The organism is Paeniglutamicibacter terrestris (genome assembly GCF_012271785.1).
Taxonomy (GTDB): domain Bacteria; phylum Actinomycetota; class Actinomycetes; order Actinomycetales; family Micrococcaceae; genus Paeniglutamicibacter; species Paeniglutamicibacter terrestris.
The window spans coordinates 152,008-177,584 of the sequence record NZ_JAAWVT010000008.1 but is presented as its reverse complement, the minus strand read 5'-3'; the positions used below and the strand labels follow the sequence as shown (position 1 = coordinate 177,584).

At 59.7% G+C, this 25,577-nt stretch carries 21 protein-coding genes; 14 read left to right on the top strand and 7 right to left on the bottom strand.

Annotated features, from left to right (window positions below; all coding sequences use genetic code 11):
• Positions 1-78: 78 nt before the first annotated feature.
• The 4 genes from HED64_RS15530 to HED64_RS15515 are packed head-to-tail and all read right to left on the bottom strand — an operon-like array spanning position 79 to position 3,943.
• Positions 79-1,560, bottom strand: coding sequence for a sodium/solute symporter (locus tag HED64_RS15530; RefSeq protein ID WP_168152923.1), 1,482 nt, complete (start codon positions 1,558-1,560; stop codon positions 79-81).
• Positions 1,560-1,985: a hypothetical protein gene (locus tag HED64_RS19945; RefSeq protein WP_342590746.1), complete on the bottom strand. Its 426-nt coding sequence runs from the start codon at positions 1,983-1,985 to the stop codon at positions 1,560-1,562. Before HED64_RS19945 ends, HED64_RS15530 begins: the two co-directional genes overlap by 1 nt.
• Positions 1,982-2,698, bottom strand: coding sequence for a LytR/AlgR family response regulator transcription factor (locus HED64_RS15520; RefSeq protein WP_168152891.1), 717 nt, complete (start codon positions 2,696-2,698; stop codon positions 1,982-1,984). The genes HED64_RS19945 and HED64_RS15520 overlap by 4 nt, the downstream gene beginning before the upstream one ends.
• Before the next feature lie 45 nt (positions 2,699-2,743).
• Entirely contained in the window at positions 2,744-3,943 is a 1,200-nt protein-coding gene (locus HED64_RS15515; protein ID WP_168152890.1) for a sensor histidine kinase, read from the bottom strand.
• A 241-nt stretch (positions 3,944-4,184) separates the two neighbouring features.
• Between HED64_RS15515 and HED64_RS15510 the strand changes: the two genes are divergently transcribed.
• Together HED64_RS15510 and HED64_RS15505 are read left to right on the top strand one after the other, a co-directional pair.
• Entirely contained in the window at positions 4,185-4,529 is a 345-nt protein-coding gene (locus HED64_RS15510) for a DUF485 domain-containing protein (RefSeq protein ID WP_168152889.1), read from the top strand.
• 3 nt (positions 4,530-4,532) lie between these two features.
• Positions 4,533-6,161 (top strand): solute symporter family protein, encoded by a 1,629-nt coding sequence (locus tag HED64_RS15505; RefSeq protein WP_168152888.1) that lies wholly within the window; start codon positions 4,533-4,535, stop codon positions 6,159-6,161.
• 112 nt (positions 6,162-6,273) lie between these two features.
• Here the strand turns inward: HED64_RS15505 and HED64_RS15500 are convergent, their stop codons facing one another.
• On the bottom strand, positions 6,274-6,759 hold the full coding sequence (locus HED64_RS15500; protein ID WP_168152921.1) for an Lrp/AsnC family transcriptional regulator: 486 nt from the start codon (positions 6,757-6,759) through the stop codon (positions 6,274-6,276).
• 186 nt (positions 6,760-6,945) lie between these two features.
• On the opposite strand from HED64_RS15500, the gene HED64_RS15495 reads away from it, so the two are divergent.
• From HED64_RS15495 to HED64_RS15445, 11 genes are all read left to right on the top strand, one after another.
• A complete protein-coding gene (locus HED64_RS15495; RefSeq protein ID WP_168152887.1) occupies positions 6,946-8,076 on the top strand; it encodes a thiamine pyrophosphate-dependent dehydrogenase E1 component subunit alpha in 1,131 nt (376 codons plus the stop codon).
• Positions 8,073-9,080 carry an alpha-ketoacid dehydrogenase subunit beta gene (locus HED64_RS15490; RefSeq protein WP_168152886.1) on the top strand — a complete coding sequence of 336 codons (1,008 nt, stop codon included), beginning with the start codon at positions 8,073-8,075 and terminating at the stop codon, positions 9,078-9,080. Before HED64_RS15495 ends, HED64_RS15490 begins: the two co-directional genes overlap by 4 nt.
• Positions 9,077-10,423, top strand: coding sequence for a dihydrolipoamide acetyltransferase family protein (locus tag HED64_RS15485; RefSeq protein WP_168152885.1), 1,347 nt, complete (start codon positions 9,077-9,079; stop codon positions 10,421-10,423). Before HED64_RS15490 ends, HED64_RS15485 begins: the two co-directional genes overlap by 4 nt.
• 245 nt (positions 10,424-10,668) lie before the next feature.
• Positions 10,669-12,306, top strand: coding sequence for a peptide ABC transporter substrate-binding protein (locus HED64_RS15480; RefSeq protein WP_168152884.1), 1,638 nt, complete (start codon positions 10,669-10,671; stop codon positions 12,304-12,306).
• A 171-nt stretch (positions 12,307-12,477) separates the two neighbouring features.
• Entirely contained in the window at positions 12,478-13,404 is a 927-nt protein-coding gene (locus HED64_RS15475) for an ABC transporter permease (protein WP_168152883.1), read from the top strand.
• Positions 13,397-14,401: an ABC transporter permease gene (locus HED64_RS15470; protein WP_168152882.1), complete on the top strand. Its 1,005-nt coding sequence runs from the start codon at positions 13,397-13,399 to the stop codon at positions 14,399-14,401. The genes HED64_RS15475 and HED64_RS15470 overlap by 8 nt, the downstream gene beginning before the upstream one ends.
• A complete protein-coding gene (locus HED64_RS15465; RefSeq protein WP_168152881.1) occupies positions 14,398-16,101 on the top strand; it encodes an ABC transporter ATP-binding protein in 1,704 nt (567 codons plus the stop codon). Before HED64_RS15470 ends, HED64_RS15465 begins: the two co-directional genes overlap by 4 nt.
• Positions 16,102-16,553: 452 nt before the next feature.
• Positions 16,554-18,356, top strand: coding sequence for an ABC transporter family substrate-binding protein (locus tag HED64_RS15460; RefSeq protein WP_168152880.1), 1,803 nt, complete (start codon positions 16,554-16,556; stop codon positions 18,354-18,356).
• Positions 18,357-18,471: 115 nt separating this feature from the next.
• On the top strand, positions 18,472-19,989 hold the full coding sequence (locus tag HED64_RS15455) for an ABC transporter permease (protein ID WP_168152879.1): 1,518 nt from the start codon (positions 18,472-18,474) through the stop codon (positions 19,987-19,989).
• Positions 19,990-20,029: 40 nt separating this feature from the next.
• Positions 20,030-21,070, top strand: coding sequence for an ABC transporter permease (locus tag HED64_RS15450; RefSeq protein WP_168152878.1), 1,041 nt, complete (start codon positions 20,030-20,032; stop codon positions 21,068-21,070).
• Positions 21,067-22,770, top strand: coding sequence for an ABC transporter ATP-binding protein (locus HED64_RS15445; RefSeq protein ID WP_168152877.1), 1,704 nt, complete (start codon positions 21,067-21,069; stop codon positions 22,768-22,770). Before HED64_RS15450 ends, HED64_RS15445 begins: the two co-directional genes overlap by 4 nt.
• Before the next feature lie 87 nt (positions 22,771-22,857).
• Here HED64_RS15445 and HED64_RS15440 read toward each other — a convergent pair whose 3' ends face one another.
• Both HED64_RS15440 and HED64_RS15435 read right to left on the bottom strand, forming a co-directional pair.
• Positions 22,858-23,343, bottom strand: coding sequence for a GNAT family N-acetyltransferase (locus tag HED64_RS15440; RefSeq protein WP_210149784.1), 486 nt, complete (start codon positions 23,341-23,343; stop codon positions 22,858-22,860).
• Positions 23,344-23,359: 16 nt separating this feature from the next.
• Positions 23,360-23,974, bottom strand: coding sequence for a TetR/AcrR family transcriptional regulator (locus HED64_RS15435; protein WP_168152875.1), 615 nt, complete (start codon positions 23,972-23,974; stop codon positions 23,360-23,362).
• Between the two features lie 279 nt (positions 23,975-24,253).
• Between HED64_RS15435 and HED64_RS15430 the strand changes: the two genes are divergently transcribed.
• The gene (locus HED64_RS15430) at positions 24,254-25,417 is read left to right on the top strand and encodes an acyl-CoA dehydrogenase family protein (protein WP_168152920.1); all 1,164 of its coding nucleotides are present in this window, start codon (positions 24,254-24,256) and stop codon (positions 25,415-25,417) included.
• Positions 25,418-25,577: the final 160 nt, after the last annotated feature.

Genomic DNA, 25,577 nt, shown 5'->3' with positions numbered 1-25,577 from the left:
CCGCATTCGTATTTTTGTATCCAGCACCAAACAGTCAGCATCAAACTCCCCGAACGCCGCGGCGGGAGAATCGGTACTTCAGCTCAACGAGTCGTTGACGGCCTCGGGCACATGCAGCCGAGCCATGACAGCATCCACGCGTGCCGGGGCGCGATGCCTGCTGAAGCGGGAGACCAAAACCATCACCAAGAAGGCCAGCGGCACACACCACGCGGCGGGTTGGGCGAGCAGGTCGTGAAGCGAATCGGGTTGATTGGGTACCAAGGTGGCCGCAAAGAGGGCGAAGCCGCAGCCCAAGGCCCCGGTGAGCATGCCGGAGATCGCGCCGGCAACGGTGAGTCCACGCCACCAGATTCCCAGCAGCAGCAGCGGACAAATGGTGCAGGCGGTGAAGGCAAAGACCGAGCCGATGGCCCCGGCCAGTGCCAAACTGCTGGTCCCCAAGGCCAATCCGAGCGGCACCACCGTGGCGATGACCGCGGAAATCCTAAATCCTCGCACCGTTCCGCCGAAAAGATCCTGGGATATGGTGCCCGCCAAGGAGACCACCAATCCGGAGGACGTGGAGAGGAACGCGGCAAAGGCACCGCCGATGATAATCGCTGTTACCGCGTCCCCGGCCATGCCACCCAAAATGCGGCTGGGCAGTAATAACACCGTGGCATCTGCGTTGCCGTTGCTGGCGAGCTCCGGGGTATAGGCCCGGCCCAAAATGCCCAACACCGTGGGGAAGAGATAAAAGAGGGACAGCAGACCAAGCACTATTGCGGTGGTTTTGCGGGCAGACGGCCCGTCTGGGTTGGTGTAAAAACGCACGAGCACGTGCGGCAGACCTAGGGTGCCAAAAAGCAAGGCCACCAGCAGCGAGATGTTGTAGTACAGCCCTCTGCTGGCGCCGGGCTCGGTACCCGTATCAAAGACGGCCCCGCCGAGCGTGGCCGATTCCCCGCTGAGGCCAAGATGCAGCAGCAGGAAGACCGTGGGGATCGCCAGCGCGGCCAGCTTGAGCCAGTACTGGAAGGCTTGGACGAAGGTGATAGAGCGCATGCCGCCGGCCAACACGGTCACGCAGACGATGCCCATAACCAGCGCCGACCCCAGCCAGCCGGGTAGCCCGGTGCTAATGCCGAGGGTCAGCGCCGCGCCGTGGAGCTGCGGGACGATGTAGAGCCAGCAGATGACCACCACCAAAAAACTGGTGAGCCGGCGCAGCTTGATGGAGCCCAGCCTGATCTGCGCAAAGTCCGGGATCGTATAGGCGCGCGATCGTCGCAGCGGGGCAGCAACAAAGAGCAGCAGCATCAGGTAGCCGGCCGTGTAGCCGATGGGGAACCAGAGTCCGTCCTGCCCGGAGATGACGATCAGTCCGGCAATACCTAAAAAGGATGCGGCGGAGAGATACTCTCCACCAATTGCGCTGGCATTCCACCAGGGTCGAACGGTGCGAGACGCCACGTAAAAGTCCCCGGTGGTGCGCGAGAGTCGCAAACCGTTGATGGCGATCAAAACCGTACTCACCGAGACCAGCAACACCGCGAGCATCGAGACGGTGGGATTGATCATCGGACAATGCTCCTGTACTTGGCTTCATTGCGCGCCGCCGCATGATTAAACAAGAACGCGCACAGCAGGATCAGCGGGTAAACGCCAAGGCCCAAGAGCCACCAGGGCAACGGGATGGTGAGGAAGCGGATGTCGTTGATCTGCGGCCAGGTGAAGACCATGACCGCAAGTCCCACCAACAGCAACAAGAAGCCCAAGGCCACGGAGGCGGCCAGTCGCAACTGACTGCGAATCAGCGAACGGACGTAAAACGTGTCCACGGGATCGTGGGAGGAGGAGCGGGGGAGCCTGGGTGTTCCCCCGGCCGGGGCGCTGACCCGCACCCGGGCACCGGTAGGAGCCGGCAGACGGAATGGATCCTGGGGCGGATCCGCCGACGGGCGAGCCAATGGATCCGGCGTAACGGGTCCCTCGGGAGTCACAGCGGCCTGACTCGATTCGCTGCCATGCGCTCACGCAGATAGGGAAGGGCTCGACGCGAGACCGGCAGCTCGGTGCCATCGATGAGAACCGAGGCCTTGCCGGTGGCCAGCTTGACCGTAGATATTCTGTCCATGGCCACCAAGTAGGAGCGGTGGATGCGGATGTATCCGGCCGGACCCCACTGCTGTTCCAGATCATTCAGCGGCACACGAATCAAATACGAAGAGTCCTGGGTGTGCAGTCGGGCGTAGTCGCCCTGCGCCTGTACGTAGTGGACCTCGTCGCGGCGGATCAGCTTGGTGATCCCGCCCTTTTCCACGGTGATCATCTCCGGCTTAGTGCTGTCTTCCTCAGCCAGCTCGCAGATACGGCGGATCGATTCGGCCAAACGCTCGGGGCGTACCGGTTTGAGCACGTAATCGAGGGCGGCCAATTCGAAGGCCTCCAGCGCTTGGTCCTCATCGGCGGTGACAAAAACGACGGCAGGCGGGCGGGTGAAGCGGGAGATGACCCGTGCGATGTCCAAACCGGAGAGCGCGGGCATATGTATGTCTAAAAAGAGCGCGTCGATCTCAAATTCTTCGAGCGCCTTGAGTGCCTCGGCACCGGAGTTCGCCCGGTGGATGGACCCCACCCGTGCATCGAGGGACAAAAGATGAGCCAATTCCGCTACGGCAGGCAGTTCATCGTCCGCGACGACCACGTTAATCATGAAGACATTTTACCCGGCTTAGCTGCCGCGGCGGCTTTGGGCGCGTTAGTGGGCACTTTGGCGCGGGGCTGTGGGCTCAACGCCGGGACGGAACTTCGGAATGCGCATGGTAATCAGCGTCCCGGCTCCGGGCGCGGTATCAATGACCAACCCATGAGCATCCCCATAAACCTGGCGCAAGCGAACATCCACATTGCGCAGGCCCACGTGAATGGACTCGGTGGTTCCTGCCAGCACCGCGGCCAGTGCCGACGGATCGATGCCCACTCCATCGTCCTCGACGGTGATCAGCGCGTACTCCCCGGAATCGGAGGCGCTGATGGTGATCTGCCCGCCGCCGGGTTTTGATTCCAGTCCGTGACGTACGGCGTTTTCCACCAGTGGCTGCAAGCTCAAAAACGGTATTGCCGTGGCCAAGACCTCCGGGGCGATGGCTAGGGAGACCTTGATGCGTTCGCCGAAGCGTGCCTTCTCGAGCAAGAGGTACCTGTCGATGGCCGTGAGCTCCTCGGCCAGCGTGGTGAAGTCACCATGGCGGCGGAAGGAATAACGCGTGAAATCGGCGAACTCGACTACCAACTCGCGCGCCCGGGCCGGATCGGTGGTGATAAAGGAGGCGATGGCGTTCAGCGAGTTGTAGATGAAGTGCGGACTGATTTGCGCGCGCAGGGCACGGACCTCGGCCTCCATCAATAGGGCGCGGGAAGAATCGAGTTCGGCGAGCCCCACCTGGGCCGCAACCCAGGCAGCAACTTCCGCCACCGCGCGCACAAAGCCGGCCCCGGCGCGGGGGATATAGGCGGCCACCGTGCCCACGGGGGTGCCGCCGACCATGATCGGGGCGCAGACCAGGTCGGTGGAATCCGAGCGTTTCACCTGGGTCCGGGTGGTGGACAGGGCTGTTGCCGCGAGTTCAAGAGCTGCGGCCGTCCCACGCTCTTCGGATTCAGGGATGCTGCCGTCCACCGCCAAGACTGCCGAGGTATCGGTGATGACCAGCGCCTGGGCGGCCAGTACGGTGCGCAGGTGTTTAGCGGCCTTGGCCGCCCCTTCTGGGGTCAGTCCTTGGGCCAGGTGCGGGGCGGCGACCGAGACTTGGTGCAGTGTTTGGAACGTCGCCTTTTCCGCGTCTGTTCCCAAGTCGCGGGTTGAGCGGGCAATTCTGAAGCCGAGGAAGCCCACCAGGGCGCCGCCGACCACAACTGTGGTGACGATCAGGGTCATCTGCAGGGCGGTGGAGAGCATGTTTATAAGCCTACGCGGGGTGCGTGTGGGCACACCGTTCGTCGAGGTCCGGCGCCGTTTGGCGCATGCGGGTGACCGTTGGGCGGATGGGGCTTGTGACTCTCTTCCCCTGATGCCTCCCATGCAACAGAGTGATCTCAGTCACCATTGTCAGGTGGAGCGCCAAGGATGCCGGGATGAGCCGGTGTGTGGGTGCGTAGATCTCGCACCTGGCGCCTTGAACCCCTTATAAGGAGGAGTCATGAGCACCACCCCGGAATCGGACATTGGGTCCGGTATCGATTTCCAACACGAACAGGATTCTGCGGAATTCACCGAGTTACGCAAGACTCACCGCAGCTTCGTGTTCCCCATGGCAGTGATTTTCCTGTTGTGGTACTTCGCCTACGTCCTGCTGGCCGACTATGCGCACGAGTTTATGTCCATCAAGGTATGGGGAAACTTCAACATGGGTCTGCTGCTGGGCCTGCTGCAGTTCGTCTCCACCTTTGGCATCACCGCAGCGTACGTGTCCTACAGCAACAGGAAAATAGATCCGAAGGCAACGGCGATCCGCACGCGCCTCGAAGCACAGGAAGGGGAATAGGCCATGAACATTCTTACGTCTTCGGTCCTCGCCGCCGCCGCCGAATCGACCAAGGTCGGAAACCCGTGGGTCAACATCGGCATCTTCGGCCTCTTTGTGGGCATCACACTGATCGTGGTGCTCAAGGCCTCAAAAAACAACAAGACAGCCGCTGACTACTACGCCGGTGGCCGTTCCTTCACCGGAACCCAGAACGGTACGGCGATCGCCGGAGACTATCTCTCCGCCGCGTCCTTCCTGGGCATCGTCGGGGCCATCGCCATCAACGGCTACGACGGCTTCCTGTACTCCATCGGTTTCCTCGTTGCTTGGTTGGTGGCCCTGCTGCTGGTCGCGGAGCTGCTACGTAACACCGGCAAGTTCACCATGGCCGATGTGCTGTCCTTCCGCCTGCGTCAGCGTCCGGTGCGCATCGCCGCCGCCATCTCCACCCTCGCGGTCTGCGTGTTCTACCTGCTGGCTCAGATGGCTGGCGCCGGCGCGCTGGTTTCCCTGCTGCTGGGTATTGACGGCAAGCTCGGCCAATCCCTGGTCATCGTTGTTGTTGGCGCCCTGATGATCATGTACGTGCTGATCGGCGGCATGAAGGGCACCACCTGGGTACAGATCATCAAGGCCTGCTTGTTGATCGCCGGCGCGTTTGTCATGACCATCATGGTGTTGGCCCAGTTCGGCTTCAACTTCTCCGCACTGCTGGGTGCCGCGGTTGAATCCGCCGGTACCCCCGACATCCTGAACCCGGGCATGCAGTACGGCAAATCCGAAACCTCAAAGATCGACTTCATCTCTCTGGCTCTGGCACTGGTGCTCGGTACTGCTGGTCTGCCGCACGTGCTGATGCGCTTCTACACGGTTCCCACCGCCAAGGAAGCACGCAAGTCGGTTGTCTGGGCCATCTGGCTCATCGGTGGTTTCTACCTCTTCACCCTGGTGCTGGGCTACGGCGCCGGCGCGCTGATTGGTGCGGATAAGATCAAGGCCGCCCCCGGTGGCGTGAACTCCGCGGCTCCGCTGCTGGCCTTCGAACTCGGTGGCCCGCTGTTGCTCGGCTTGATTTCCGCCGTTGCTTTCGCCACGATCTTGGCGGTGGTGGCGGGTCTGACCATTACCGCTGCAGCTTCCTTCGCTCATGATGTCTACGCCTCGGTGATCGCCAAGGGTAAGAGCACTCCGGAGAAGGAAATGAAGGTTGCCCGCCGCACCGTCATCGTCATCGGCATCTTCGCGATTGTCGGCGGCATTGGTGCTCAGGGGCAGAATGTTGCCTTCCTGGTGGCTCTGGCCTTCGCGGTGGCAGCATCGGCCAACCTGCCGACCATCCTGTACTCGCTGTTCTGGAAGAAGTTCACCACCCAAGGCGCCGTTTGGTCCATGGTTGGCGGTTTGGCCTCGGCCATCATCCTGATTGTCTTCTCCCCGGTCATGTCCGGTCTGCCGACCTCGATGATCGTTGGAGCCGACTTCTCGATCTTCCCGCTCTCAAACCCGGGCATCGTTTCCATCCCGTTGGCCTTCTTCCTGGGCTGGTTGGGCTCGGTGTTGGATAAGAACACCGAAGATCCGATCAAGTCCGCGGAAATGGAAGTTCGTTCACTCACCGGCATCGGCGCCGAAAAGGCCGTGGACCACTAAGAAAATGAACCAAAGCGGTGGGCCTAAAGTCCGCCGCCGAGCATAAACACCAAAGCGGCGCCACTTCATCTAGAAGTGGCGCCGCTTTGGTGCCCGCAAGGGAAAAGGAAGGTCAGTTGCTGCCCGGAGTATTTCCCAATCCCAGCTCCATCAGTGGCAGGGTGCGGTGGGGGATCAGTTCGGCCATCGAGAGTGAGGTGTCGGCTCGTTCGACGCCGGCGATGTCCAAGATCTGTCCGTTAACTCGGAACAGTTCCTCGGCACTTGCCGCCACCACGCGCGCGAGGATATCGGCGGATCCGGTGACACCGTGTGCCTCAACAATCTCCGGAATGGTGCGCAGCTGCTCCACGATGCTGTGCAGCATTCGCTGGCGCACATGAATATTCACGAAACTCACTAGCCCAAAACCGAGGGCCGCCGGATTGACGCGCTGTTCAAAGGGCAAGAGCGCCTCACCCGTTTCTATCCGTGCCAACCGTGCCTGAACGGTATTGCGGCTCAGCCCCAATTCGGTGGCCAAGGACACCGCGCTGGCCTTCGGATGGCGGCACATGGCGGAAAGTATTTTCAGGTCGGTTGCGTCAAGTTGTTGCATAATGCGCAAGATTAGCACCGTGTCATGGCCATCGATAGTGCAAGCTGCCCAATTTGTCCCTCAACGATTGTGCGTATCGGATTACGTGAGTAGCATCACAGGTAGGGTGCTGGCGATGATGCCACACCGGCAGTTTTGGGACGTCCCACAGGAATCCCACAACTGACTCCGCAACCGACGCAAAGGATGCTGACCGTGTCCCCTACGTTTGACTCCACGGCCGATCCCGGCCCCGACGCTCTGCTCCAAATAGTGGGACCGGATGGCACCCGCCACTTATGCCCCGAACTTGATCCATGGGTCACCGACATCGATGCCGATGCTCTGGAAAATCTGTACATCGACATGGTGTCGATCCGCCGCCTAGACGCCGAAGGCACGGCCCTGCAACGTCAGGGTGAACTGGGCCTTTGGGCACCGCTGCTCGGACAAGAAGCGGCACAAATTGGATCCGGCCGTGCGCTGGAAAACGACGATTTCATCTTCCCCTCCTACCGGGAACACGGTGTGGCCTATTGCCGCGGGGTGGCACCGAGTGACCTATTGCGGATGTGGCGCGGGGCAGCACCCAGCGGGTGGAATCCATATGAGGTAAATATGGCCAACCAGCAGATTGTCATCGGCGCCCAGACGCTGCACGCGGCCGGGTACGCCATGGGGTTGCGCTTCGATGGATCCTCCGCCGCCGCCATCACCTATTTCGGGGATGGTGCCACCAGCCAGGGTGATGTCAGCGAGGCCATGGTCTTCGCCGCCAGCTACCAGTCGCCCCTGGTGTTCTTCTGCCAGAACAATCAGTGGGCCATCTCCGAGCCCGTTGCCCGGCAAACCACCGGGCACATCGCGGACCGGGCCGCCGGATTCGGTCTGGCCACCTGGCGAGTGGATGGCAATGACGTGATCGCCGTGATGGCAGCAACCCGTGCGGCACTTGCCCACGTGCGCACCGGCAGTGGACCCGCCTTCATTGAGGCACTGACATATCGGATGGGTGCCCACACCACGGCCGATGATCCCACGCGTTACCGCGATGCCCTGGAATTGGAAGAATGGGCAGCGAAGGATCCGCTGGATCGGGTGGCAGCCCACCTTGATGGACTCGGCTCGGACATGAATGCGTTGAAGGTGCGCGCCGACGACGCAGCCGAAAAGCTTGCGGCGGGTCTTCGCGAGGCCATTACTTCCATGCCGGACCCCGAGGTGAGCGATCTCTTCGCCCACGTTTATTCGCATGATCATGCCGGGTTGGATGAACAGCGTGATTTCCATCAGCGCTACCTGCGCTCCTTCGAATCAACAGCGGAGGCCACGGCATGAAATCTCTGACTTTTTCCCAAGCACTGAACACGGGGCTGCGCGCCTCTATGGAGCGCGACTCGAAGGTTGTGTTGATGGGGGAGGACATTGGCAAGCTCGGTGGCGTTTTCCGGATCACCGATGGATTGCAAAAAGACTTTGGTCAGCATCGCGTCATTGACACCCCGCTGGCGGAATCCGGCATCGTCGGTACCGCCATTGGCTTGGCCTTCCGTGGCTACCGCCCGGTGGTGGAGATCCAGTTTGATGGATTTGTTTACCCAGCCTTTGACCAGATTGTTTCCCAGCTGGCCAAGATGCACTTCCGCTCCCGTGGCAACGTGAAACTGCCGGTGACCATTCGCATCCCCTTCGGCGGTGGAATCGGTTCCCCGGAGCACCACTCCGAATCGCCCGAGGCCTACTTTGCGCATACTGCCGGTTTGCGGGTGGTGGCGCCGGCGAATCCGCAAGATGCCTACACCATGTTGCAGCAGGCCATCGCCGATGATGACCCGGTGATCTTCCTTGAACCCAAGCGCAGGTATCACACCCGTGGTGAAGTGGACACGGAGCTGATCCCGGAACCGGGATCGTTGTACCGTGCCAAGGTGGCGCGTAGTGGCAAAGACCTGACCCTAGTTGCCTACGGGCCGTTGGTGAAGACGGCCTTGGATGCCGCGACCGCGGCCGAAGACGAGGGAATCGACATTGAAGTCATCGATCTGCGCAGCCTGTCACCGGTGGATTTTGCCACGCTGAACGCCTCGGTACGTAAAACTGGGCGTTTGGTGATCACCCACGAAGCCTCACGCTTTGGGGGATTGGGCGCCGAACTGGCGGCCAGTATTACCGAGTCCTGCTTTGACTATTTGGACCATGCTCCGGTGCGGGTGACAGGTTTCGATATTCCATACCCGCCGGCCAAACTTGAGTCCCATCATTTGCCGGACCTTGATCGAATTCTTGACGGCGTGGATAGGGCCATGCGCCGCGGCGGTACATCGAGGGGAGAGGAAGGATGAGCGCGACCATGGAGAAGCTCTTTAATTTGCCGGATCTTGGAGAAGGTCTGACGGAATCCGAAATCCTTTCGTGGCGAGTTGCCGTGGGGGAGAACGTTGAACTGAACCAGATCATTGCCGAGGTGGAAACGGCCAAGGCCGTGGTGGAACTGCCATCACCCTTCAGCGGCGTGGTCACTCGGCTTTTTGAGCCGGCCGGTGCCGTGGTCAATGTCGGAAACCCGATCATTTCCTTTGATGTTCCAGCCACCCATCAAACAGAGCAGCCCACGGTTCAAAAAGCGCAGGAAAGTACTACGGCTGCCGAGGGCACTGCCTCCGCCCGCCAGCCGACGCTCGTGGGATATGGCGCTGCGGTTGAAGCGGCCGGACGCCCGAGCCGACGTGGGCGTGTGGCAGCAGCAGCTGTGCAAGCGCAACCGCAGCCCGAGTCGACTCGCCAGCAGGTGCCGGGTCCGGTGACCGGGTCGGTTCGAGCCCGACCACCGGTTCGCAAGCTGGCTCGAGATAGCCAGCTGGATTTATCAACCGTGTTCGGAAGTGGAGAGGGTGGGCTGATCACCCGCGAGGATGTGGTCACAGCGGTGGCCCGCTCCCTTGAGGAATCGGTCGGGGCTGCTTCCGATAGTCCGCAGGAGAATCAAGGCGAAACGCGTGTGGCAGTGCGTGGGGTTCGTAAGGCAACGGCAAACGCCATGGTCACCAGTGCCTTCAGCGCCCCGCATGTGACCGAATTTTTGAGCGTGGATGTCACCGAGACCATGGAGCTCGTAGACAGGTTGCGTGCCATGCCGCGCCTGGCCGATGTGAAGATCACTATCACCTCGGTGGTGGCCAAGGCCGTGAGTTTGCTTCTGGCTCGCCATCAGGGGTTGAACTCGCGTTGGGATGAGGCAAGCGGCGAGATCATCGAGTATCACTATGTGAATCTTGGCATTGCTGCCGCTACCGAGCGGGGTCTGTTGGTTCCGGTACTCAAGGGCTCCCATGCTCTGAGTTTGGAGCAGGTGGCTGGTGAAATATCCGCGCTGACGACCGCTGCCAGATCTGGGACCATCACGCCAGCGCAGCTGAACGGGGCAACTTTCACCATGAGTAACATTGGCGTCTTCGGCGTGGACTCAGGTACTCCGATCTTGCCGCCGGGTCAATCCGGCATCCTGGCCATCGGACAGGTGCGGAAAATGCCGTGGGAGTACCGAGACGAAGTCGCACTGCGAAAAGTGATGACGCTTTCACTCTCCTTTGACCACCGGGTTGTTGACGGGGAACAAGGAGCAAAGTTCCTCTCCGAGTTGGGGCTGATCTTGCGTGATCCGGCCCTGCTTATCGCGTCGATATAGAGAATGGTGACGTGAGATGCAGTTTTCAACATGTGTTTGTCTTTTTGTCCTCCATGTGCATTTCGAAGTCGACGCAATGTTTCGGCTTGGTAAATTTTTGACACTTTCGGAGAAGTTCATTAGTTGTTTCAGAGATTTGTGGGTATTCTCGCTAACAAGTGATGCACTTCACCGCACCATGGTGCGGACCGATGACATGGCCCACACTCCAACCCTTCTAAACAACACTTCGTTGAGGAGACAGCATGCGTTTTAACCGCGCTTCGAAGGCCCTTGTGCTTTCAGCAGCACTTGCCCTTACCCTTTCGGCCTGCGGCGGCGGTGACGAAACCGCGTCCCCGGAGGGCGGCGGTGACGCTTCCAAGGTTATTTCGGCGAATACCACCGAACCCGAAAACGGCTTGCTCCCCGCAAACACCAACGAAGTTGGCGGCGGTCGCGTCATGGACCTGATCTTCACCGGTCTGGTCAGCTACGACGTCAAGGGTGCAGCCGTAAACGAGCTGGCCGAGTCGATCACCAGCAGCGACTCCACCACCTACACGATCAAGATCAAGGCCGATCAGAAGTTCAGCAACGGTGAGGCTATTACCGCCAAGTCGTTTGTTGACGCATGGAACTTCGGTGCTGCGGCAAAGAACGCCCAGAAGAACTCCTACTTCTTCGAGTCCATCAAGGGCTACGACAAGGTCAGCGCCGAAGGTGCCACGACTGACACCATGGAAGGCCTGAAGGTCGTTGATGACAGCTCCTTCACCGTCACCTTGGCTCAGGCCGAATCCGACTTCCCGTTGCGCCTCGGCTACACCGCGTTCTACCCGTTGCCAGAAGCAGCGTTCAAAGATCCTGCAGCCTTCGGTCAGAACCCCGTGGGCAACGGCCCGTACAAGGTCGCTGAAGGTGGTTGGCAGCACAACGTCTCGATCAAATTGGTTCCCAACGAGAGCTATGACGGACCGCGCAAGGCAGCAAACGCCGGTATCGACTTCAAGGTCTACAACACCTATGACGCCGCCTACCAGGACCTGTTGGCCAATAACCTCGATGTCATCGACCTGATCCCGCCGAGCTCACTGGCCAACTACCAAACTGACCTCGGCGACCGTTGGGTCAACCAGCCCTATGCAGGTAACGCCACGCTGACCCTGCCGAGCTACCTGAAGGAATACCAGGGCGAGGCCGGACAGCTGCGCCGTCAGGCCATCTCGATGTCCATCGACCGCGAACAGATCATCGAGAAGATCTTCTTTGGTGGTAAGCAGATCGCCAAGGACTTCACCTCCCCGGTTCTTGACGGCTACTCCGATTCCATTCCGGGCAATGAGGTTCTGACCTTCAACCCCGAAAAGGCCAAGGAACTCTGGGCCCAGGCAGATGCCATGGACCCGTGGCCCGCCGGTAAGGTCTTCACCGTTACCTCGAACATCGATGGTGCCGGCAACAAGGAATACATCGAAGCCATGACTAACCAGATCTCAAACACTCTGGGCATCAAGGCCGAACTGAACGCCGTCCCGACCTTCAAGGAAATGCGCACACTGGTTTCAGCCAAGAAGCTGACCGGTGGCTCACGCGCCGGCTGGCAGGCTGACTACCCGTCGCTCTACAACTTCCTCGGCCCGCTATACGGCACCGGCGCTGGTTCGAATGACGGCGATTACTCCTCCGCAGCACTGGACAAGAAGCTCAAGGAGGGCCTCAGCGCAACCAGCGTTGAAGAAGGCAACAAGATCTTCAACGAGGCTCAGGAAATCCTGCTGAAGGATCTCCCGGTCGTTCCGCTGTGGTACCAGGCTGTTCAGGGTGGTTGGAGCGAGAACGTCGCCAACGTTGAGTTTGGTTGGAATGGTGTTCCGCTGTACTACGCCATCACGGGCAAGTAGCCCAATCCATATTTAGCTGTTTATGAGCTACAGGGGGACTCGAAGTCGGAGTCCCCCTTTAGTGCGTGAGCAGTGCTTGTCGACCGGCCCCGGCTGGCCCGTTTTACACCTGTCCCAAGGGTCTATCCCCAGATCCGAATCATTCCCGCTCTACACCCCCGGTGGTGCTTAATGTTAATGTTCACACTCAGGAGATTCCTGCAGATGATCCCCGTATTCTTCGGGGCAACGCTGTTGGTTTACTTCCTGGTTTTCGCGACGCCTGGTGATCCCATCGCGGCGCTTTCCGGCGGCAAGCCCATGGCTCCCGCCGTTGAAGCCGCACTTCGCGCCCAGTACAACCTGGACCAACCGTTCTGGATTCAGTACCTCTTGTATCTCAAGAGCCTCGTCACCTTCGACCTCGGAACTACGTTCTCCGGGCAACCGGTGGCCGACGTCATCGGGCGAGCCTTCCCCGTCACGGCTCGCCTAGCCGTGATGGCCTTGGCCATTGAGGCCGTCTTTGGCATCGCCTTTGGTGTCTTCGCCGGTCTGCGCAAGGGCAAGGCCTTTGACTCGACCGTTTTGATTCTTTCGCTGCTCGTCATCGCCGTTCCGACCTTTGTGCTCGGCTTCGTGCTGCAGTTTGTTGTTGGCGTCAAACTTGGTTGGGCCAAACCCACCGTGGGCGCAGGCGCCCCCTGGGGAGACCTGATATTGCCGGCCCTCGTGCTTGGACTGGTGTCCTTCGCTTACGTTTTGCGACTGACCCGTACCTCGATTATCGAGAACAAGAACGCCGACTATGTGCGCACCGCTACCGCCAAGGGGCTTTCGCGTCGACGCGTTGTGACGGTCCATATTCTGCGTAACTCCCTGATTCCCGTTGTCACGTTCTTGGGTGCCGATTTAGGTGGCCTGATGGGTGGAGCGATCGTGACCGAGGGCATCTTCAACGTGCCTGGTATTGGTCTCCTGCTCTTCAACGCCATTTTGAAGGGTGAAACTCCCACGGTTGTCGCGGTCGTGAGCGTGCTGGTGCTCGTTTTCGTCATCGCCAACTTGATCGTCGATATGTTGTACGCGTGGCTTGACCCAAGGATCCGTTATGTCTGAGAACCAAACACCTGAATCTGTGACACCCGAACCGCGCGGAAAGCGCGAGGGCAAAATTTCCACGCGCCACATCGAACACTTTGTGGCTCCATTGGAAGAGACCCCGCTGCAAGATATCGACAAGGTCAGCATCGGGTCCGAACCTCTGAGCATGTGGGCAGAAGCCTGGCGCTCGCTGCGTAAGAATCCGCTATTTATCATTTCCACGTTGCTGATCTTGCTGGTGATCCTCGTGTCGATTTTCCCGCAGTGGTTCTCCTCGACGAGTCCAACAGCTTGCTCTCTGGAGAATGCCCGTGAGGGACGGGCCCCCGGACATATCATGGGATTCAACTTCCAGGGCTGTGACGTCTATGCCCGCGTGATTTACGGGGCACGTGCATCCGTCATCGTCGGCGTCTTCACCACGATCTTTGTGGTCATCATTGGTGGCATCATGGGTGCCTTGGCCGGATACTACGGTGGCTGGCTTGACGCCGTGCTTGCCCGTTTGGGTGATATCTTCTTCGCCCTTCCGCTGATCCTCGGTGCCATCATCGTGATGCAGCTGCCGATGTTCCGTGATTCGCGTAGCCCATGGACGGTCATCGTGACCCTGACCATCTTTGGTTGGCCGCAGATTGCCCGCATCACACGCGGTGCTGTAGTGGAAAATCGCGGTGCCGACTTTGTCCAGGCCGCTCGCTCGCTGGGTCTATCCAAATTTGGTGCGCTGGTTCGTCACGTGGTGCCGAACTCTTTGGCTCCGGTCATCGTTGTTGCCTCAATTTCCCTTGGTACCTACATCGTGGCCGAGGCCACCTTGTCCTACCTTGGTTTGGGCCTTCCGTCCTCGGTGATGAGCTGGGGCAATGACATTTCCGCATCACAGATTTCGGTGCGAAACAACCCCTCGATCCTCTTCTGGCCGGCAGCTGCGCTGTCCATTACGGTCCTGAGCTTCATCATGCTCGGCGACGCCCTGCGTGATGCCCTGGATCCGAAGGCACGGCGATGAGCACCAACAATGAATCCAAGGACGGTTTCGCCATGAACCCCAACGACGACCGACCGCTACTGGAAATCAAAAACCTCGCGATCAGCTTCAGTACCCCCGGGGGACCGGTCAATGCCGTGCGCAATGCCAACTTGACGGTGATGCCCGGTGAGACCGTGGCCATCGTGGGCGAATCGGGATCCGGAAAGTCGACTACGGCCCTTGCCGCTATCGGTCTTTTGCCGGGCAACGGCAAGGTCACCGGCGGACAGATTCTCTTCGACGGTGAGGACCTATCCAAGGCCTCGGAAAAGCGCTTTATTGAATTGCGTGGCAACCACATTGGCATGGTTCCGCAGGACCCGATGTCTAACCTGAACCCGGTCTGGAAGATCGGATTCCAGGTCAAGGAGACGCTCAAGGCCAATGGTCTGGCTGGCAAGGATCCGAACGGGCGCGTGGCCCAGGTTCTTGCCGACGCCGGTTTGCCCGATGCGGCCAAGCGTGCCAAGCAGTACCCGCACGAATTCTCCGGCGGCATGCGCCAACGCGCGCTGATCGCCATCGGATTGGCCTGCCGTCCCCGTCTGCTCATCGCCGATGAGCCGACCAGTGCCCTGGACGTAACGGTGCAGCAGCAGATTCTGGATCACCTGGACACCATGACCAGTGAATTGGGCACGGCAGTTCTGCTGATCACCCACGATCTGGGACTGGCCGCCGAACGTGCCCAGAAGGTTATCGTGATGTACAAGGGCCAAGTTGTTGAATCCGGGCCGGCCTTGGAAATTCTGCGCAACCCGCAACACCCCTACACCCAGCGTCTGGTTGCCTCGGCGCCTTCGCTGGCCTCCAAGCGTCTGGAATCCCAGCCGGTTGAGGTGGCCGAGGGTGTCAATGCAGTGGTGAAGCCCGATCACTCGGGTGCCAGGGATGAGATCCTGCAGGTCAAGAATCTCACCAAGGTCTTTAAGATCCGTAAGGGTTTGGGGCGCAGTGAAGACTTCACCGCGGTGGACGATGTCTCGTTCGCGGTCAAGCGCGGCACCACCACGGCCATCGTGGGGGAGTCGGGCTCAGGTAAGTCGACCGTCGCCCAGATGGTACTGAACCTGCTCAAGCCCACCGAAGGGTCAATCACCTTTGACGGTGAGGAAATGGCCAACAGGTCCGAGCGCGAACTGTTTAAGTTCCGTCGCCGGGTGCAGCCGATCTTCCAGGACCCCTACGGTTCCCTTGATCCGATGTTCAGCATCTACCGCACCATCGAGGAACCGCTGCGCATCCACGGGATCGGGGATGCAAAGTCACGCCAGCTCCGGGTCAAGGAATTGCTTGACCACGTGGCCATTCCGACGGCCACGATGCACCGGTATCCCAATGAACTCTCCGGTGGCCAGCGCCAGCGTATTGCCATTGCCCGTGCCTTGGCCCTGCAGCCGGAAGTGATCATCTGCGATGAGGCCGTCTCGGCCTTGGACGTGTTGGTACAGGCTCAGATTCTGAACTTGTTGAACAAGCTGCAGGAGGACTTGAACCTCACATACCTGTTCATCACCCACGACTTGGCTGTGGTGCGCCAGATCGCCGATGACGTCTGTGTGATGCAAAAGGGCCGCATCGTGGAGCAATCCACCAGTGATGAGGTCTTCAATAACCCGAAGAGCGAATACACGCAGAACCTGCTTCGGGCCATTCCCGGAGCATCACTCATGCTGTAAAAGTTTCTTCTTTCGGGGCAGATTCTTAGCCGTTCCGAGCGATTACAGAAGGGGGCAAACCTTACGGTTTGCCCCCTTCTGCTGTGTCCGGGAGGAAAGTCATTTGCGGCGAATTGTGGCAGGTGAGCGTCAAGTTCGTGGATGTTTCCAAACCGTTATAAAGCTCACGTCAGGCGCTCAGCCTACCCATGAGTACTAATTGGTAAATCTCAATGTGAAGCAGATCCTTGAGTTTTCGCGCCTGTAGCGCCGGTCACGTTGCGTGTTCAAATTGTGACCTAGTCGATGGTGGGGTACTGGCGGGTTAACACCGGAAAAATATGAAGCGGTGTTTTTATATCCATCCGGGGTAATCAGCGCTATCGTTCTAGATTGTGGGGCATCGCACACTGCATGGACCGCATCCGGGGTTTTACCCGACCACATGAAGATCAAGCTTATTAGGAGGAGAAATGCGTGTTCAGCGTATTTCCAAAGCTGTTGCGGTAGGTGCTGCACTCGCACTGGCACTTACTGCATGTGCTCCGGGAGGCGGCAATGCCCCCACCGAGTCGGCAACGTCGGCAAAGACCGACGGCAAATTCAGTGTCGAGCCGACCAACTCAGGTCTCGCCGATCTCGGCGACATCAAAACCAAGGATGACTCGGTCAGCTACTCCGTGGGTGCTGAGGAATTCATCAGCTACAACGGACTGACCCCTGAGTCGTACAGCACGTACAACTCTGCCATCACCGACCGACTCTATGCCAGCTTCACGTACTTCGGCACCGACGGAAAGATCTACCCGAACGAAGATCTTGGTAAGTACGAGGTCGTCAGCGAAGATCCGATGACCGTGAAGTACACCATCAATCCAGAAGCCAAGTGGTCTGACGGCACCGACATCACGGTCGCCGACGCTGTGCTGGCATGGGGTGTACAGAACACGAAGCTCGCCAACGGTGACAAGCCGCTGTTCAACTCGGTGTCGCAGGACCTCGGCCAGACCATCCCTAAGGGCCCCGAGGGCGATCCGGCAGGCAAGGAATTCACGGTAACCTACGCGGATCCCGATCCGGACTTCGCCATCCAGACCATGATCTACAGCCCCGCACACGTTGTGGCGAAGCAAGCCGGCATGACCACTGCCGAACTCTCTGAAGCTATTATCTCCGGAGATTCGGCAGCACTGAAGAAGGCAGCGGCCTTCTGGAACACCGGGTGGAACACCTCACCGGGTAAGCTCCCCGCAGCCGATCTGATTCCGTCTTCGGGTCCGTACAAGCTGGGTAGCTGGGAACCTGGCCAGTCCGTCACCCTCGTAGCGAACGAAAACTACTACGGCACCCCGGCGGCAACCAAGGAACTCGTTATCCGCTTCGCCGCACCGGACACCATGGTTCAGGCATTGCAGAATGGCGATATCGACGTCATCGAGCCTCAGCCGACGGTTGATACTCTGGCTCAGCTGACAGCCTTGGGCGACTCGGTGCAGGTTCACCAGGGTGATTCGCTCACTTGGGAGCACCTGGACTTCAACTTCCGGAAGGGCTCACTCTTCGCCGATAACCTGGAGCTGCGCAAGGCCTTCGCCATGTGCGTACCGCGCCAGCAGATCGTCGACAACCTGATCAAGCCGCTGAACCCGGAAGCTACGGTCATGAACGCCCGCGAGGTATTCCCGTTCCAGGATAACTATGCAGACGTAGTCGGTGCTTCATATGCCGGACAGTACGACAACGTCGACATTGAGGGCGCTAAGGCTATCCTCGCTAAAGAGGGCGTCTCGGCACCTGAGGTTCGTATTGGTTACTCCGCTCCTAACCCGCGGCGTACCGAAGAAGTTGCCATCATCAAGTCCTCGTGCGAACAGGCCGGATTCAAGGTTGTTGACGTCGGAGACGCGAAGTTCTTCGCCCCGGGTGGAACCCTGGAGCGTGGCGATTACGAGGTAGCACTGTTCGCTTGGGCTGGCTCCGGCCAGATCACCTCGGGCGAGAACATCTACGCATCGGGCAAGCCACAGAACTACGGCAAGTACTCCAACAAAGAAGTTGACGCAGCATGGGAGCGGTTGACCACCACCCTGGACCCAGCCGTCCACGCTACGGAAACCAAGAATATTGAGAAGTTGCTCTGGGATGACCTGTACGGCATCCCGGTATTCGCCCACCCGGGTCTGGGAGCCTCTGCCGCCGACGTCTTGAACGTGCGCAAAACGGCCACCCAAAACGGTCTGGTCTGGAACGCGGAACAGTGGGTCCGCGCAGAATAACCGCTTCGCGGTAGAACGACATCAACGTGGGGCCTGGCGCAACCAGCGTCGGGCCCCACGTGTTCAAAGGCCCACAGGCCTCGAACACTTCTGTTAGGAAAGGTAGCTACTTGCAGTGTTGAGATTTATTCTTCGTAGGCTGGGTGCGTCGATAGGGATCCTGTTCGCCGCCTCGCTCCTGCTATACGTTCTCGTGATCAACTCGGGAGACCCGCTCTCGGAACTCCGTGAAAGCAATGCGGAAAACCGCGAAACTCTGATGCAACGGCGCATCGAGTTCATGAACCTAGACATGCCCTGGTACATGCGTTACTGGACCTGGCTCGTGGGCGTTGGCAAATGTTTCACGCTGCAATGTGATCTGGGAACGAGCCGACAGGGAGTGGAAGTCAACTCGCTGCTCGCGCTCGCGGCTGGCTCCACACTGCGTTTAGTCTTGCTGGCAACGGTACTTGCCGCCGTATTGGGCATTGCCATTGGTGTCTTAACAGCGGTTCGCCAGTACTCCGGTCTGGACTACGGCGTCACCTTCATCACCTTCCTCTTCTTCTCTCTTCCGGTTTTCTGGGCTGCGGTGCTGCTCAAGGAGTACATGGCCATTGGGTACAACGACTGGATAAAGGACCCCGCTTTTTCTCCGCTTCAAATCATCGTGATCGCGCTGATAGTTGGCTTCCTGATGCAGGTATTTCTGGCAGGCACAATCAAGCGTCGCATCATTACCTTTGCTGTCGCAGCGGCCTTCGTCGCCGTAGTCATTCCCTACCTCACCTGGCTGAACTTCTTCCGCTACCCGCAGCTGGGTTTCGGCGGAATCTTGTTGCTCGGACTGGGAGTGGCGCTCAGCGGCACGGCCATGACCGTGGGCCTGCGCAATACCAAGGTGCTTTACCCCGCTGTGGCTACCGTCGTTCTTGGCGCAATTATTTACTTCGTGACCTTCGGCCTTCTGGAAAGTCCGAACTGGTACATCCTGATTGCCGGAGCAATCCTTGCGGTCATCATTCCGGCATTACTTGGCAAATACATGGGCGGGCACCTGCGAGGCCCCGCCATGGGCGTTTCAATCGTCACCGGGCTGGTGATGGCGGCACTGACCGCCATTGACCACATTTTCCGGGCTTGGCCTGGATTCCTCCTGCTGAAGCCACGACCGATTGCCACGATCGGTTCGCAAACACCGAACTTTGCCGGTGACTTCTGGGAGAGCTTCCTGGATAAGGGAACTCAATTACTGCTTCCCACCATTCTGTTGGCGATTATTTCTCTGGCAAGCTACAGCCGCTACACCCGCTCTTCGATGCTGGAAGTAGGACAACAGGATTACATCCGTACCGCCAGGTCCAAGGGCCTGAGCGAACGAACGGTGATTTTCCGCCACGCTTTCCGTAATGCCATGATCCCCATCGCCACCATCGCCGCCTTCGACTTCGCGGGCTTGATTGGTGGAGCGGTGATCACCGAATCGGTCTTCGGCTGGCGCGGCATGGGTGAATTGTTCAGGACCGGGCTGACCCAAGTGGACCCGGCCCCCGTGATGGCGTTCTTCCTGGTGACCGGAACCGCCGCGGTCGTGTTCAACATGCTGGCAGATATCTTCTACGCAATTCTGGACCCGAGGATCAGGGTATGAACAAGCACGAGAATTACTTCAAGACCTGGGAGGGACGCAGATGACCATCGAAAAGGAACCGGTCGAGGGCGCTGCCGTCTTGCTCGCCGAGGCGGAGGACGCTGCGCTAGCGCGCAAGGACTCCACCTCGCTGAGCCAAGGCCAATTAATCCGCCGCCGCTTCATCGCCCACCGGGCGGCCATGATTTCAACGGTGCTACTGGTCTTCATTGCTCTGATGGCCTTTACCTCCATCGGATACGCCGGCATTCCGGGGTGGTGGGGTAAGGACTACACCATGGCTGGAACCGTCATCAACGGCGGCCATCCCACCCTCTCACTGCTGCCTTCCTGGCTGGGAGGTCCGGGACTGGCCTGGGGCGAGCACCCGTTTGGTCAGGACTCCACAGGTAAGGACTACTTCGCCCTAGTGATGCGCGGTACTCAGCAGTCAATCATCATCGCCGTAGTTGTCGGATTTGTTGCCACGGTAATCGGTGCCATCATCGGCGCCGTGGCCGGCTACTACCGCGGCTGGGTTGATGCGGTGCTGATGCGCCTCACCGACCTGTTTATTGTTATCCCGCTCCTGGTCCTCGCCGCCGTGCTGGGACAGATTGCCGGGCGCAGTGGCAATCCGACCGTCGTGCTGGCTCTGGTATTGGGCCTGGTCACATGGACCGGCCTCGCCCGTTTGGTTCGCGGTGAAGTTCTCTCGCTGCGCGAACGCGAATACGTTGCAGCAGCGCAGGCCATGGGAGCCACCACTCGCCGCGTCATCCTCAAGCACCTGCTCCCCAACACCATTGGCGTGATCGTCGTGAACGCGACGTTCGCGATCGCCGGTGCCATCTTGTTGGAAACCTCCCTGTCCTACCTAGGATTCGGAGTCAAGGCCCCGGATTCCTCTCTAGGCCTGCTGATCAGCCAATACCAAAACGCCTTCACCAACCGCCCCTGGCTGTTCTGGTGGCCAGGCATGATCATCTTGACGATCGCACTGAGCGTGAACTTCCTCGGCGATGGGCTGCGCGACGCTTTCGACCCGCGCCAGACTCGCAAGGCCAAGCGCCGTAAAAAGAAGGTAGAGGTATCCGAATGAGCATCTCCGCACCATCGGCAGAGTCTCGGGCCACAGCACTGAGCTTCGAGAACCTTACGGTTTCTTTTGAAACCGAATTCTCCGAGGTACACGCCGTTAAGGGAATTTCTCTTGAGGTGTACCCGGGTGAGGTCGTGGCCCTGGTGGGTGAATCGGGTTCCGGTAAATCGGTGACCTCCACAGCGGCCATCGGTCTGCTGCCCTCTAACGCTAATATTTCCGGCAAGGCCTTTGTTGGCGGCGTCAATGTGGTGGGACTTGCCGAGAACAAGATGCGCAAGATGCGCGCCACCGAGATTGCCATGGTGTTCCAGGAGCCGATGACGGCACTGAACCCGGTGCTCACCGTCGAACGCCAGCTCACCGAATCTCTTGAGCTCCACGGTCTGGCCTACGGCAAGGAAGCCACCGCGCGCGCCATCGAGTTGTTGAAGCTGGTTGGCATTCCCGATCCGCACAAACGCATCAAGCAGTACCCGCACCAGTTCTCCGGTGGCCAACGTCAACGCATCGTGATTGCCATGGCGATCTCCTGCGACCCGAAGGTCATCATCGCCGACGAGCCCACCACCGCGCTGGATGTCACGGTGCAGGCCGAGATTCTGGACTTGCTGCGCGAGCTCAAGGACAAGTTGAATACCGGCATCCTGCTGATCACCCACAACATGGGTGTGGTGGCCGACCTCGCGGATCGTGTGGCAGTGATGTTCCATGGTTCGCTGGTGGAAACCGGCACCGTGGACCAGGTGCTGAATCGTCCCCAACACGATTACACCAAGAAATTGCTGGCATCCGTGCCACGATTGGCCGCCGTTGACGTGACCGGCACCTGGACTCCGGCACCGCCGGATCCAGTGAGCCTAGATCGTGAATTGGTGCTCGAAGCCAAAAACTTGGTGCTCGAGTACGACATGCGCGGCACCAAATTCCGGGCTGTTGATGACCTGTCCTTCGAACTTGAGCGCGGAAAGATCCTGGGCATCGTGGGGGAGTCTGGGTCCGGCAAATCCACCGTGGCCAAGGCAGTGTTGGGCCTGCTTCCGGTTGCCTCCGGGGTGTTGGCCGTTCAGGGGACCAATTTGGCCTCGCTGCGCCCCAAAGAATCACGAGCGATCCGTTCCAAGATCGGTGTCATCTTCCAGGACCCCGCGGCATCTCTGAATCCGCGCTTCCCGATCGGTGACTGCATTACCGAACCGATGGTGGTGCACAAGGTCGGTACCCGTGCCGAGCGCATCAAACGTGCCGAGGAATTGCTCGATGCGGTTCATCTGCCGCGTACGGTCATTAACCGTTACCCGCACGAACTCTCCGGTGGACAGCGCCAGCGTATCTGTATCGCTAGGGCGCTAACGCTTGACCCGGAACTGCTCATCGCCGACGAGCCGACCAGTGCATTGGATGTCTCGGTGCAGGCTGCAGTGCTGGAAATGATCCAAGAACTGCAGTCCCGCTACGAGTTCGCGTGTCTGTTTGTCAGTCACGATCTGGCGGTGGTGGACCTGTTGGCGCACCACGTTGTGGTGATGAAGGATGGTAAGGCGGTGGAACAGGGCCGAGTCAGCGACGTCTTGCACTCGCCGCAACACGATTACACGCGCAAGTTGCTGGCCGCGGCTCCGGTTCCGGAACCGCGTGAGCAGGCCGAGCGTCGTGAGGCCCGCCGCCTGTTGCTCTCGGCAGAGGCCCAGCAGAACTAGCGGGTAGGATCGCGCAAATAACAAAAGCCGGGAAATCGAAAGATTTCCCGGCTTTTGTCTTGCCCCGGTTATACCGAGACGTGAAAACTACTTGGCCAGCTCCATGATGAATTCCTTCACCACGGCGGCGCGGGCGTTGGAGAAATCGGCCGATTCCTCTATGACCTTGAAGCCACGGCGTTCCAGAATCTTGATGGAGCCGATGTTGTCCTGTGGCACCCGTGCGCGCAGCGGGCGGGCGGTGTACTCGGCCAGGAAGGCATCCACGGCCGAGGTGGTGATGCCTTGGCCCCAGTAGCGGCTGGCAGTCCAGAAGCTGATCTCCGGGATGGACTCGTTTTCAAAGACCAAGATGGAGCCAGCGACTTCGCCGTCGTGCTCGATGGTGCGCACAATGACCTTGGGGTCATTGAGGATGGCACCCCAGTGGTGGTTAAAAACGCCGCGGTCCGCAGGGTTCCGCGCGGTGAAGGCAGCCATAAGGTTGGCTTCGGGGTCCTGCTGGTGTTCGAAGAACTGGTCCAGGTCTTCGGGCTGCAAAGGCCGTAGCTGCACGGTCACTGCCTCTCTCATAGGGATCATCTACGCTCTAGCGTACCTGCGTAAAGAGGGCTGATGCGGCCATCTGGTTCAGCAGCTTACGCAACCCCGCTTTCGAAGTGCGTGGCGAGTGCGCGGAATGGGCGGTTGAATTAAGTAGGCCGAATGCTGCGTGGGCCCGAAAACGAATTACCGTAGTGGTTTCCTCGGGGTGAATCAGGCGCAATTGATCCGTCCAGAGCGCGATGTAGGCACGCTGGAGTTTACGTACCAATTGCAGCTCAGCCGCAGGCAGTGTCTCGAGGTTTCGGTCCTGCACCTGAATAATATCGGGCCTAGCCAGCGCAAAATCGGTGTGGAAGGCGATAAGCCGTGAAAGTGTCTGCTCGGCGGTTCCGCCCGAGGCTGCAACTTTTTGCCCACCGTCCAGCAAGTCCTGACTCATGCCCACCAGCAGCGCGATCAGCACCGCTGATTTCCCGGAGAAGTGTCGATACACCGCCGGCCCGCTGATGCCGCAGGCGGCTCCTAGGTCTTCTAGGGAAACACCGGCGTAACCATGGATGGCAAAGAGCCGGGTGGCCTCTTTGAGAAGGTCTTCACGTCGTTGCGCCTTGGCGCGTTCGCGGTCGGTCGCTGCAGGGTCCTTGAGAATCTCGTTCACCCTTCACCGTTCCTTGTTTGCCGTGGTTCATTAATCGCGCCCATCAGGGTCTGCGTTTGTGCCGTTTAGCCCCTAGACAAGTGTGCCGCGCGCCACTAGCCTCGAACTCAGTTAATGATCACTAACAATACGTGGTCACCGGGTAAAGCCCAAGCGGTCTGCGAATGCGACCTCTTGGTTTCCGGACCCATCGGCAGGCACCGGGTCAACACCACCCGGGCCAGAAATGCTCGGCGGCCACCCGCAGCCGAGTACCAGCGAAAGGGCAGCACGCGGATCATGATCAATCTGGAACTCGACGAGGACTACCGAGAACTGCGCAGCACAGTTCGGGAATTTGCCCGTGAGGTGGTGGCCCCCGTGTCTGCCAAACACGATGCCGCGCATTCCTTCCCCTATGACGTGGTCTCCCAGATGGGGCAGCTGGGCCTGTTTGGGTTGCCCTTCGGTGAAGAATTCGGCGGCATGGGTGGGGACTACTTTGCGCTGTCCCTGGCCATTGAGGAATTGGCCCGGGTAGATCAATCCGTGGCCATCACTCTGGAAGCCGGTGTCAGCTTGGGAGCCATGCCCATCCACCGCTTCGGTACCCAGGCCCAAAAGGAACGCTGGCTTCCCGCACTGTGTGCGGGGGAGGAGCTGGCCGGATTCGGGCTGACCGAATCCGGTGCCGGGTCTGACGCTGGCGGCACCGCCACTACTGCGAAGCTTCAGGATGGTTCGTGGGTGATCAACGGTTCCAAGGAGTTCATCACCAACTCGGGCACCGACATCTCCACCTTGGTGGCTATCACCGCGGTCACCGGTACCAGCACCCGGGCCGACGGGAGCACCGCCAAGGAAATATCCACCATCCTGGTGCCCCGCGACACCCCTGGTTACAGCGTTGACCCCGCCTACGACAAGGTCGGCTGGCGAGCCTCCGATACCCACCCGCTGCGGTTCACCGACGCCACGGTGCCGCAAGAGAACCTGCTCGGTGAGCAGGGCCGAGGTTACGCCAACTTCCTGTCCATCCTCGATGAGGGCCGCATCGCCATTGCCGCCCTCGGCACGGGGGCCGCCCAGGGCTGCCTTGATGAGGCCACCGCCTACGCGAAGACGCGCACCACCTTTGGAACAGCGATCGGGAGCAATCAAGGAATCTCGTTCAAGATTGCCCGCATGGCAGCCCGCGTGCACACCTCGAGGCTGGCCTATTACGCAGCGGCCGCCAAGATGCTGGCAGGTCAGGACTTCAAGACCGAGGCGGCCATCGCCAAACTGGTTGCCGGTGAGGCAGCGATGGACAATGCTCGGGACGCCACGCAAATCTTTGGTGGATACGGATTCATGAACGAATCATTGGTGGCACGGCACTACCGGGATTCCAAGATCCTGGAAATCGGTGAGGGAACCACCGAGGTGCAGCTCATGCTGATCGCCCGCTCGCTAGGACTCTAAGGCTCCAAGGTTCTAGGACTCTAGGGCGAAGCTTGCCCACTAAAAGCAAAAAAAGTTTGTAGGATACGAAGAACAGGGACCATCAAGATCCGCCGCCCGCCCCAAAGCCGCAGGCCAAGTACGAGAGCGCGCTGGGCGGGCCGGTGGATCGGACGACAAC